6 protein-coding genes are annotated in these 11,856 nt (G+C 66.5%); 3 read left to right on the top strand and 3 right to left on the bottom strand.

Going from position 1 to position 11,856, the window contains the following annotated elements; all coding sequences use genetic code 11:
* Nucleotides 1–16 precede the first annotated feature (16 nt).
* Together ASC70_RS02685 and ASC70_RS02680 are read right to left on the bottom strand one after the other, a co-directional pair.
* Complete coding sequence (locus tag ASC70_RS02685) at nt 17–2,299, bottom strand: beta-N-acetylhexosaminidase (RefSeq protein WP_056046277.1); 2,283 nt, start codon at nt 2,297–2,299, stop codon at nt 17–19.
* A gap of 220 nt (nt 2,300–2,519) precedes the next feature.
* Nucleotides 2,520–5,291 carry a TonB-dependent receptor gene (locus tag ASC70_RS02680; protein ID WP_056046275.1) on the bottom strand — a complete coding sequence of 924 codons (2,772 nt, stop codon included), beginning with the start codon at nt 5,289–5,291 and terminating at the stop codon, nt 2,520–2,522.
* A gap of 272 nt (nt 5,292–5,563) precedes the next feature.
* Here ASC70_RS02680 and ASC70_RS02675 point away from each other — a divergent pair, with 272 nt between their 5' ends.
* From ASC70_RS02675 to nagA, 3 genes are read left to right on the top strand one after another with little or no spacing between them, the layout of a single operon-like run.
* Nucleotides 5,564–6,307, top strand: coding sequence for a GntR family transcriptional regulator (locus ASC70_RS02675; RefSeq protein ID WP_056046273.1), 744 nt, complete (start codon nt 5,564–5,566; stop codon nt 6,305–6,307).
* Between the two features lie 42 nt (nt 6,308–6,349).
* Entirely contained in the window at nt 6,350–7,447 is a 1,098-nt protein-coding gene (locus ASC70_RS02670) for an SIS domain-containing protein (RefSeq protein WP_056046271.1), read from the top strand.
* Nucleotides 7,447–8,583, top strand: coding sequence for an N-acetylglucosamine-6-phosphate deacetylase (gene nagA, locus ASC70_RS02665; RefSeq protein ID WP_056046269.1), 1,137 nt, complete (start codon nt 7,447–7,449; stop codon nt 8,581–8,583). Before ASC70_RS02670 ends, nagA begins: the two co-directional genes overlap by 1 nt.
* A gap of 89 nt (nt 8,584–8,672) precedes the next feature.
* On the opposite strand, the gene ASC70_RS02660 is transcribed toward nagA, so the two are convergent.
* Nucleotides 8,673–11,690, bottom strand: coding sequence for a TonB-dependent receptor (locus ASC70_RS02660; protein ID WP_056046267.1), 3,018 nt, complete (start codon nt 11,688–11,690; stop codon nt 8,673–8,675).
* Nucleotides 11,691–11,856: the final 166 nt, after the last annotated feature.

Genomic DNA, 11,856 nt, shown 5'->3' with positions numbered 1-11,856 from the left:
GACTCTTGTTCGAGAACTAGGGAGCGGGCTTCAGGGTCACGCGGTCGATGACCCAGTAGGGATCGACGCTCTTGGCCGTGAAGCTGAGGCAAAGATCGACCTTACCCGGATGGGCGGGCAGACGGCCGGTGATCGTCGAGACTTGCGGATTTCGCGCCGCCCTGCCCAGCGGAATGGCGGCGATGCGCTCGCCGTCGCAGCCCAGGCGCACTTCCAGCTCGCCCTCGGGCGTGGCCGGAGCCCGCAGCGGGATCTTGTCGCGGTCCTTGCCGACCTGGAAGTTGAACGGCAGCTGGCCGACGCGAGCCGTCAGCAGCGCGCCCTTCGAGAGGTCGGCGCCTTGCCAGATCCAGCACGGGTTGAGGATGTCGACCGTGAACATGGCGCGCTTGTCGAAGGCCGCTGGGGCGTCGTCGATCATCCGCAGGGTGACCTTGTCGGTGCAGCCCTTCAGCTGGCCGCTGGTCCGGGTCAGCAGGGCGGCCGGGTCGAGGGTCACCGTCCGTTCGCGGCTCAGGGCCTGGCCATCGACGAAGGCGCGGGCCTTCACGACCGTCCCGGCCGGCAGGTCGAGCGCGCCGGCATAGGCGCCGGACGTCGGCGTCGGCGCCTTGCCATCGACGGTGTAGCGGATGTCGCCGATGCCGAGGCTGTTCGAGAAGGCCAGCTTGACCTTGCCGCCCTCGCTTTCCGACAGGGCCGGCTGCGGTTCGAACGGCACGCTGTTGGCGCTGACGCCCAGGACCTTCAGCCGCGCCATCTCGGCCGGCATCCGACGGGCGAAATCGTCCCAGTTCACGCCGGTTTCCGGCGTCCAGCCGCGTTCGGCCAAGGCGACGGCGCGCGGGAAGGCCATCAGCTCCATGCGCTCGTCGGTCTGCATGTGCTCGGTCCAGACATTGGCCTGGACGCCGAGGATGTGCTTGCGCTCTTCGGGCGACAGTTGGGCCGGGGCCGGGTCGAAGCCGTAGACGTCCTTGAGGCTGGCCACGCGCAGGCGGCCGGTCGGCTCGTCGGGCGAGAGGCTCTGGCCATTGTCGAGATACAGCATCGGCTGCGGCGACAGCACGGTGTCATGGCCCTGCTTGGCGGCGGCGATCGCGCCGTCGATGCCGCGCCACGACATCACCGAGGCGTTGGGCGCCAAGCCCCCTTCGAGGATCTCGTCCCAGCCGATCAAGCGACGGCCGCGCTTGTCGAGGCTCTGGCCGACCCGCTGGATGAACCAGCTCTGCAGCGCGTGCTCATCCTTGAGACCCAGTTCCCTGATCTTGGCCTGGATCCTCGGGCTGGCCTTCCACTGGTCCTTGATCGCCTCGTCGCCGCCGACATGGATGAAGGTCGACGGGAACAGGTCCATGACCTCGTTCAGCACGTCGTCGAGGAAGGCGAAGGTGGCGTCGTCGGTGTTGTAGAGCCAGGGGAACACGCCCCAGTCGCCCATCTTGCTGGCGTCCGGCGGGGCCGTGCCCAACTGGGGATAGGCGACGATCGGCGCCAGGGCGTGGCCCGGGGTCTCGATCTCCGGCACGATGGTGATGTTGCGGGCGGCGGCATAGGCGACGAGGTCGCGGACCTGGTCCTGGGTGTAGAAGCCGCCGTACTTCGGGCCTTTGCTGGCCGCGCCCGGGTCAAGCCGCCAGGCGGCGACCTGGGTCAGCTTCGGATACTTCTTGATCTCCAGCCGCCAGCCCTGGTCGTCGACCAGGTGCCAGTGGAAGGTGTTGAGCTTGTGGACCGCCATGGCGTCCAGCACCGACTTCAGAGTGTCGATCGACTGGAAGTGCCGGGCGCTGTCGACCATCAGCCCGCGCCAGGCGAAGCGCGGCGCGTCCTCGATCGCTGCGGCGGGAATGGCGATCGGGCCCTTGGCCGTGTCCGGGGTCGCCAGCTGCCAGAGCGACGTGGCGCCGTAGAACAGGCCGGCTCGCTTGGCGGCGGCGATGGTGACGGTCGTCGGCGAGATGTCGAGCTTGTAGGCCTCGCCAGCGGGCCCGTCGCGGGTCATGACGATGGCCGCCGCGCCGGCGGCGGGGACACCTTCGACCACGGCCGGCTTGAAGCCGCGCGAGCGGGCGATCAGGTCGGCGAGTTGCAGCGCCACGCCCTTGGCTTCGACATCGCCCTTGGCGACGTGGATGCGGGTGGCGGCGGAAAGCTTGAAGCTGCCCTCGGCGCGCACGGCCTTGGCCGGCGCCGGAGTCAGAGTGAGCCCGGCGGCGTCACGAGCCTCGGCCGCCGATGCGGCCAGCAGGGCGAGCGCCGAGACGGCGGCGATGCGGAGCGGGGTCAGGATCACGCAGCCTCGCAGATCTTTGAACTGGCTTCTGTTCGACTGGCAGGCACGCCGCAAAAAGCGGGCGGGACAGCAAGGCCGCCCCGCCCCAGCTCCATGCTTGCAGTCAGGAGGGGATCAATCGCGATCGGCGGGGCTTGGGAGATCATGTTGGGATACTGAACCGAGCCACACGCGACGCAAATAAGGAACCGGGGCCTCCGGAGAGGCCCCGGGGTTGTGCTTAGAACTTGAAGCGGACACCGCCGAACACCATGCGGCCGTTCTTGTAGATACGGGCCGGACGGTTCTTGTCATTGTCGTAGAAGTCGGTCTGCTTTTCGTCGGTCAGGTTGATCGCGTCGATGTTCAGCGAGATGTTCTCGGTGAGGTTCACGCTGGCCGAGGCGTCCAGCGACTTCAGTGAGTCCGACCACAGCTGGCGGTAGCCACGCTCGGCGTCATAGTCGACGAAGAACTTGGACCGATAGTTGTAGGACAGGCGGGCGCTGAAGCGCTCGTTCTCGTAGTAGCCGCTGAGATTGGCGATGTGCTTGGAGCTGGACGGCACCGGCACGTCGGTGATCGAGCTGGCGTCGGTATAGGTGTAGTTGGCCAGCACGCCGAAGCCGTTCCAGATGGGCATCTGGAAGTTGAACTCGACGCCCTGGGTCTTGCCGCCGGCCACGTTCACCGGACGACCGACGCTGTAGTTACAGCTGTAGAGGCCGGCCGACTGCAGCACGCAGTTGTTGGCGGTGTTCAGTACGCGCGGGTCGGTGGCGGCCGCTTGCAGCGGCAGCTTCTCGACGGTCGCGCCCTGGATGATGAAGGTCGAGATGTCCTTGTAGAAGAAGTCGACCGACAGGATCGACTGCGGCGCGAAGTACCATTCCAGCGTCGCGTCGTACTGGTTGGCGCGATACGGGTCGAGCTTCGGGTTGCCGCCGCTGGCGGTCAGCAGGGACTCGGTCAGCGAGGTGAAGCCGGCCATCTGGGCGTAGTCCGGACGGGCCATCACGCGGCCGGCGGCCAGGCGCAGCACCAGGTCGTCCTTGACGTCGAACGAAAAGTTCGCCGACGGCAGGATGTCCGTGTACTCCTTGGTCCCCTGGGTCGGGGCCATCAGGCCGAACGGGTTGTTGATCGCCCCCGGCGTGCCCGCCGAGACGCCGACGCGCCAGGCGTTGGTCTCGATCTTGGTGTTGACGACGCGGACGCCGACATTGCCGCGCCAGCCGTCGCCCTGCAGGTTGCCCATCACGTAGCCGCCATAGGTCTTCTCGTTGAACGTGAAGCTCTCCAGCGGACCGAAGTGATCGCAGTTGGCCAGGCCGATACAGCCGCCGACATTGGGGTTGTTCGGGTCGTAGATCGTCGCCTTGCCCAGGTTGGCATAGATCTTCTCGATCTTGTTCTTGTCGGCCGTCAGGTACGAGCTGAGCACGCCCGTGGTCTTGATGCCGTCGAGATAGTCGCTGGGCGTGACGCCGCCCTGGACGTCGGCCAGCGAGCAGGAATGCCCGCCGCAGGCCGTGGCCCCGAACAGCGAGCGACGCTGGCCGTAGGTCTGGTTCACGTCGCGGTCGTGGTCGGTGTACTTCAGGCCGAAAGCGATCGACTTGAAGGCGCCGGCGTCCACGAAGCGCTCGCCGTCGACGAAGGTGTAGAACTCGTCGTCGTCGTTGACCGTGGTGTTGGCCGACACCCAGCCCAGCGGCATCTCGTCGTCGGCCGTGGTCGGATTGATGTTGGCGAAGCTGACCTTGGGCACGCCGCCCGAGACGTCATAGGTCAGGCCGGTCGGGGCGTTGGTTTCCCAGAACGGCTGCAGGTCGGTCGAGCCCTTGGCCTTGGTGTAGCCGACGCGGGCATGGAACTTCCACGCGTCGCTCGGGCGATAGGTGGTCTCGAAGTCGAGCGACCCGACATTGGTGTGGGCCAGGCGGTCGATGGCGTCGAACACCACGCCATTGCCGCCGACCGCGTTGAACGTGCCGGCCACGGCGGTGCCGTTGTCGGCCTTGGTCACCGTGAACTGCGAACCGGGCGTGCCCAGGGCGCCGATCTTCTGGCTGATCCACGCCATGTAGTTCTGATTGAAGTTGTCGGCGTCCATCTTGGAATAGAGGCCGGTGATATTGACGTCGAGCTTGTCGGTCGGCGCGTACTGGATCGCGAAGTTCGCGCCCTTGCGTTCGCGGGTCTGGGTGAACAGCGACGAGCCGATCAGGCTGGGCGCCAGCAGGGTCTGGCCGGCGGGAATGCCGGTGATGTTGCTGCCGGTGCCCGAGGCGTTGCTGACCGCGCTGTAGCCCAGGACCTCGATGCCGTCGCGGCGGATGCGACGCTTGTCGTAGATGCCGCCGACCAAGACGCCCAAGGTCTTGTCGGCGTTGTGCCAGCTCAGCATGGCCGAGGCGGTCGGGTCGGTATTGCCCGACTTGTCGTCGTGGAACGCCTGGACCGAGCCGGAGATCGACAGCGGAGCCAGGTCCAGCGGGTTGCGGGTGTGGACATTGACCGTGCCGCCGACGCCGCCTTCGTCGATATTGGCGATCGGGCTCTTGAAGACCTCGACCTTGCCGACGATTTCCGACGGCAGCATGAGGTAGTTGAAGCTGCGGCTGGCCTTGAACTGGTCGAGAATGAACCAGTCGGCCGTGGCGACCGCGTGGCCGTTCAGCAGGGTGCGGTTGAGGGTGGGCGCGGTGCCGCGGATCGAGATCCGCTCGCCTTCGCCGAATTCACGTTGGATGGTGACGCCGGGAACCCGTTGCAGCGACTCGGCGACGTTCTTGTCGGGGAACTTGCCGATATCTTCAGCGGTGATGACGTCGATCACGGCGTTGGCGTTACGCTTGGCCTGAACAGAGGCTTGCAGCGAAGCGCGAATACCGGTGACGACGACTTCCTCGACCTGGGTGGAGCTATCCTGCGCCAGGGCCGGAGCGGCCAGGGCGACGGCCAGCACGGAGGCTGACGTCGACAGGAGGACCTTGTGGAAACGCTTCATAATTCTTCTCCCCGTGTTGCTCGGCCAGTTTGGACCTGGAGCCGAACCATCAAGACCAATTGGATACCAATCATTCCGCGAAAAGACGCGGATGCCGGAAATTCTCGGGCCTCGAGGGGCGACTGTGACGGAAATTTTGCAGCTGACAAGGCCAAAAAGAAACCAATTGCAGACCACCTTCTTATTGGTATGAAAATGGTCCTATGCTATCGAGACCAGCAACAGGCGCCGCCGATTTGCGCGGACCGCGGTGACGCAGGGAGGGCTGTGACATGACGTTTGCTGAACGGATCGGACGGCTCGACGCCGCCGGCGACCACGCCCCGCTCTACAAGCAGCTGCAGCGCGCCCTGCGCGAGGCCATCCAGAAGAAGGTGCTGGCGCCCGACGACGCCCTGCCGGCCGAGCGCGACCTGGCCGAAGAGTTCAGCATCTCGCGCATCACGGTGCGCAAGGCGCTGGACGGGCTGGTCAGTGAAGGTCTGCTGACGCGCCGCCAGGGCGCGGGCACCTTCGTCGCCGCCCGGGTGGAAAAGAGCTTCTCCAAGCTGTCGTCGTTCACCGAGGACATGATCGCGCGCGGTCGCGTGCCGCGCAGCGAGTGGATCAGCCGGGCCGAGGGCCAGGTGACGCCGGAAGAATCCCTGACCCTGGGCCTGTCGCCCGGCACGCCGGTCTTCCGCTTCGCCCGCATCCGCTACGCCGACGGCGCGCCGATGGCCGTGGAATACACCACCATCGCCGCCTTCGCCCTGCCCTCCACCGAGGTGGTCGAGACGTCGCTGTACGAGGCCCTGGAAAAGACCGGCCACCGGCCGGTGCGCGCCCTGCAGCGGCTGCGCGCGGTGCTGTTCGCCGCCGAACAGGCCGACCTGCTGGGCGTTCCGGTCAAGGACGCCGGCCTGCTGATCGAGCGACGCGGCTTCCTGCGCGACGGCCGGGCGGTGGAAGTCACCCAGTCCTACTATCGCGGCGACGCCTACGACTTCGTCGCCGAACTGAACGCCCTCTCCTGAGTGTGTTGGGCCCTGAACGTACTGAAGTCCTAGGAGTAGAGCTTGGAGGCGACTGACTTGACCCGTCCTGAGACCCCCGCGCCCGCGCGGCTGTCGTCCGAAAAGCTGACGCCTGAATCCACGCGCATGTTCCTGGAGGCCGGCCAAGCGTCGGCCGTCGCCGCCGCCCAGCTGAGCGCCAACGCCCGCAAGATCGAAGCGCTGGCCCAGCGCCTGCGCGCCAACCCGCCGCGCGTGGTGGTGACCTGCGCCCGCGGCAGCAGCGACCATGCCGCCACCTTCGCCCGCTATCTGATCGAGACCAAGGCCGGGGTCCTGACCTCGTCGGCCGGTCTGTCGGTCAGCTCGGTCTATGACGCCTCGCCCAATCTGGAAGGCGCGCTGGTCCTGGCGATCTCGCAGTCGGGCAAGAGCCCGGATCTGCTGGCCTCGGTGAAGGCGGCCAAGGCCGCCGGCGCCTATGCCGTGGCCCTGGTCAATGTCGTCGACTCGCCGCTGGCCGAATTGGCCGACGAGGTGATCCCGCTGCACGCCGGCCCCGAGCTCAGCGTCGCGGCCACCAAGTCCTACATCGCCGCCCTGGTCGCCATCACGCAGCTGATCGCGGCCTGGACCGAAGACGAGGCGCTGACCAAGGCGCTGGCGAACCTGCCGACCGCCCTGGCCGAGGCCTGGAGCCTGGACTGGTCGCCGGCCGTCGAGCGCCTGAAGCTGGCCCGCAACCTCTATGTCCTGGGTCGCGGCGTCGGCTTCGCGGTCGCGCTCGAAGCCGCCCTGAAGTTCAAGGAGACCTGTGGCCTGCACGCCGAGGCCTTCAGCGCCGCCGAGGTGCTACACGGCCCGATGGCGTTGGTAAAGGAGGGCTTCCCGGCCCTGGTCTTCGCCCAGAACGACGAGAGCCGGGCCAGCGTCGACGACATGGCCGCCGGCCTGCGTGAACGCGGCGCCGACGTGCTGCTGGCCGCGCCGGGCGCGGACGGCGAAGTCGTCGGAGCCCTGCCCACGCTCGCGAGCCATCCGGTGCTCGAGCCGATCCTGATGATTCAGAGCTTCTACCGGATGGCCAATGCGCTTTCGGTCGCGCGCGGCTACGATCCCGACAGCCCACCCCACCTCAACAAGGTCACCGAAACCGTCTGATGCTGGCTGCACTTGTAAATGGCCGCGTCCTGACGGAAGCCGGCGTCGTCGATGGCCGAGCCGTTCTGATCGAGGACGGGAAGATCGCCGGCGTCGTCGACGCGCGCGAGATCCCGGCCGGCGCCGATCGTCGTGACCTGGCCGGCGGCCTGCTGGTTCCCGGCTATATCGACACCCAGGTCAATGGCGGCGGCGGGGTGTTGTTCAACGACTCGCCGACCGTCGAGGCCATCGCCGCCATCGGCGCGGCGCACCGCCCCTACGGCACGACGGGCTTCCTGCCCACCCTGATCAGCGACGATCTCTCGGTCGTCGATCAGGCCATGCGCGCCACCGAGGCGGCCATCGAACAGGGCGTGCCCGGCGTGCTGGGCGTGCACATCGAGGGCCCGTTCCTCAATCCCAAGCGCAAGGGCATCCACGACGCCGACAAGTTCCGCGTCATCGACGACGAGGCCCTGGCCCTGCTGACCTCGTTGAAGGTCGGCAAGACCCTGGTCACCCTGGCCCCCGAGCGCACGACGCCGGACATGATCCAGCGCCTGGCCGACGCCGGCGTGGTGGTCGCCGCCGGCCACACCAACGCGCTGTACAAGACCATGCGCCAAGCCCTGGATCACGGCCTGACCGGCTTCACCCACCTGTTCAACGCCATGTCGCCGCTGACCAGCCGCGAGCCGGGCGCGGTAGGCGCGGCGCTGGAAAGCCTGACCGCCTGGTGCGGCCTGATCGTCGATGGCCGCCACGTCGATCCGGCCACCCTGCGGATCGCCCTGCGCACCCGGCCGCTGGACCGGTTCATGCTGGTGACCGACGCCATGCCGACCGTGGGCATGGTCGACAAGAGCTTCAACCTGCAGGGCCGCCACATCCGCGTGGTCGATGGCGTCTGCGTCGACGACCACGGCACCCTGGCCGGCTCGGACCTCGACATGGCCGCCGCCGTGCGCAACGCCGTCGCGATGATGAACCTGTCGCTGGACGAGGCGGTGATGATGGCCTCGGCCGCCCCCGTCGCCTTCCTGGGACTGGAAGGCCAGCGCGGCCGGATCGCTACGGGCTTGGCCGCGGACTTCTGCCTGCTGGACGATCAGCTGAACGTCACGGCGACGTGGATCAACGGGGCCGAGGCCTAGCCTCTTCCCTTCGCTTCCGAACGGCCAAGAAAAAGGGCGCTGACCTCGCGGTCAGCGCCCTCTCTCTTAGGCGGAAGCCCCCTGGAAGCTTAGAACTTCCACTTCACGCCGAGGTAGAACTGGCGGCCGTAGTGCACGTACTCTTCCGAGATCATGCGGGTCGAGTCGTCCAGCTTGCTGTCTTCCTGGTCGGTCAGGTTGATGCCTTCCAGAGTGACGGTGAAGTTGCTGAAGTTGTAGCTGACCTGGGTATCGATGTTCATGGTCTTTTCCTTGATCCGAACATCGTTGTTGTTGGTCGCCGACGGGGCCACCTGGATCAGGTACGGGTCGCGATACGAGGCCGAGACGCGGGCTTTGAACGGACCCTTTTCGTAGTAGAGCGTCGCGTTGAAAGCATCCGGCGACAGGTTCAGCAGCGGCTGGGTGAGCAGCACGGCCGGAGCCGTCTGAACCCTCGGCGTACCCGCATAGGTCGGGTTCTTGATCACGTATTGGATGTCGCTGGTGACGTGCGTGTAGTTCACGATGCCGCCGAAACCGTCGAACGGCGCGGGCAGGAACGTGAACGGACGCTGCAGCGAGACCTCGAAGCCCTTCAGCTTGCCGCCCGGGCTGTTGAGCTGGGTCGTGACCGTGAACAGCGTGTCAGGCGTGTTGCCGTTGGTCAGCAGCGCGTCCGGCAGCTCGGTCTCGGCCCACGGCATGGTGACCGCCGAGGTCTGGATGTAGGACTTGATGTCCTTCTGGAAGAGGCCGACCGAGAACAGGGTTTCCTTGTCCGGATACCACTCGAAGCTGAGGTCCAGATTGTTGGACAGCATCGGGTTCAGCTCGGGATTGCCGCGCGTCAGGGTCTGGGCGGACTGGCTGTTGGCGGTGTAGCCCGGCGTCAGGTTCTGCAGCTGCGGACGCGTCATCGCCTTGGCGGCGGCGAAGCGGACGTAGAAGTTCTCGAACGGTTGGGCCGAGACGTTCAGCGACGGCAGGGTGTTGGTGTATTCACGCGACACGGTCTGGACGGCGTCGGTGGGCACCGATTCCGACAGGTTGCCGAACGGCGTGGCCACGGTGACCGTCGTCGCGCCCTTGTTGTAGTGGCCCGTCGCCTTCTGTTCGGTCTTGACCCAACGCACGCCGAAATTGCCGCGCACAGGGATGTTGAACAGGTCGTAGTCGAAGTCGCCTTGCAGATAGAAGGCGGTGTCTTTTTCGGTGATCGCCCGGACGGCGCCCAGCTGATTCAGGGTGCTGAGACGGAAGTCGCCGTTGGCGTTGATGCAGTTACAGTCGTAGCCGAGCTTGGTCTTCAGCTTCTCCAGGTCCGGAGCCAGCCACGAGGTCGGCACGCCCGAGGGCAGATCCAGGCCGCGGCCGAAGCCGCTGATCACGCGCGAGACATCGGCGATCGTCGTACCGGCGGGCAGACCGAAGCCGGCTTCGGCGGTGAAGGTGGTGCCCGTGGCCGCCAGGTTGCGCGAATACAGGCGCTGCTCCCACGAGCTGAAGCCGTATTCCTTGTAGTCGCCGCCGTAGCGCAGCTTGAAGCCTTCCAGGATCTCGTAGTCGACGTCGGCCCGGAAGGTCTTGAAGGTGTTGACCGCCTTGCTGGGACGCAGACGCAGCAGCGAGGGATCGCCCAGGGCGTTGCTCGGGCTGTAGGTGAAGTTGGCCGGATTGGTCGGATCGAAGCCGTAGTTGAAGTTCGGCAGCTTGTCGTTGGCCGAGTAGTCGTAGCTGTAGCCGTCGCTGTCGTAGCGATCGAACGAGAAGGTCGTCTGGACCGGGTTCGCCTGGATCGAGCGCGACTGGCCGTAGACCACGTTCAGGTGGCCCGCCTCGCCGAACTTGGTGTCGTAGGTCAGGGCCAGCTGGTTGAATTCGGTCTTCAGCTCATCGTGGCGATATTCGACCCGGGCGTCGACGTCATCGAACGAGCCCTTGATCAGCGAGCCCTTGGAGTCGGCCGTGTAGTTCACGACGTCGGTCTGGGGCACGCCAGCGCCGGAGCGGCTGAACGAGATGATTTCCAGATAGGTTTCGTCGCGGTTGTTGGTGAACTTGGCCAGCATCGCGTCGAGGGTCAGGGTCGAGCGATCGGTCGGGCGCCATTGCAGCGAACCGGTCACGCCCAGGCGCTTTTGGTCATAGTCCAGGCGGCCATAGCGCGGGATCCGCGGGTGCCACAGGTTGTTGGCGGTGCCGGCGGCGGCGGTGACGGTCGGCGAGGTGCCGCCGGTGACCGTGCCGATCTGGGCGCAGGTCAGGGGCGGGCCGCTGACCGGGTTGTAGGCCGCGCCGGTGCAGGGGAACGCCGTCGCCGAGTTGGAGGCGACCGAGGGGTTCTCCCAGCGGCCGGTCGAGGAGCCTTCCTCGCGCTGGGCGCGGGTGGCGTAGGCGACCGACAGCAGGGCGCCGATTTCACCGATGCCGGTGTCCCAGCGGTTGCTGATCAGGAAGGTGTAGCGCGGGTCGCTCTTCCGCGAGAGGTCGTTCCAGCCGATCTTGCCGGACGCGCTCATGGTGAACTTGCTGAAGTCGAACGGACGGGCGGCCTGCATGTCGACGATGGCGCCCAGGGAGCCTTCCTCGTTCATGGCCGAGGTCGATTTGCGCACGGTGATGCTGTTGAACAGCTCCGAGGCGAAGATCGAGAAGTCGAACTGGCGGCCACGGTTGGCGCCGCCCGAGCTGTCCTTGCCGCCCGTGGTGGCCAGGGCTTCCAGGCCGTTCAGGCGCACGACGGTGAAGTCGGGACCCAGGCCGCGCACGGTGATCGTGCGGCCTTCGCCGCCGTCACGGTCGATCGACACGCCCGGCACGCGCTGCAGCGACTCGGCCAGGTTCAGGTCGGGGAAGTCGGCGATGTCTTGCGCCTTGATGACGTCGACGAGGTCGTTTTCACGACGCTTGACGTCCAGGGCGTTGGCCAGCGAAGCGCGGAAACCGGTGACGACGACGGCCTCGACCTCATCGGCCGGAGCGGCGGCGGCCGCCGGAGCGGTTTGAGCGGACGCGGCGCCGGCGAAAGCCATCGCCAGGGCCAGCGCGCCACCGGACACGCCGCAGTGCAGAGCGCGCACGCGCCCCATCGAATTCTTGGACATAGAACCTCCTCCCGTATCGACCATTGGACGACGGCGTAACCGCCGCCTTGGCCTTCGTATCGATCCCGCGTCCTTCCCGCGAAACCGCCCCCGGCCTTCAAGTCTTCATTTTTGCCACCGGTGTCAGAAGCAAACTATGGTTTTTGACACCGGTATCAGAGTGCTA

Source organism: Caulobacter sp. Root343 (assembly GCF_001425745.1).
Taxonomy (GTDB): Bacteria; Pseudomonadota; Alphaproteobacteria; order Caulobacterales; family Caulobacteraceae; genus Caulobacter.
The sequence above is the reverse complement of the archived record's forward strand: the minus strand, read 5'-3'. Positions and strand labels throughout refer to the sequence as shown.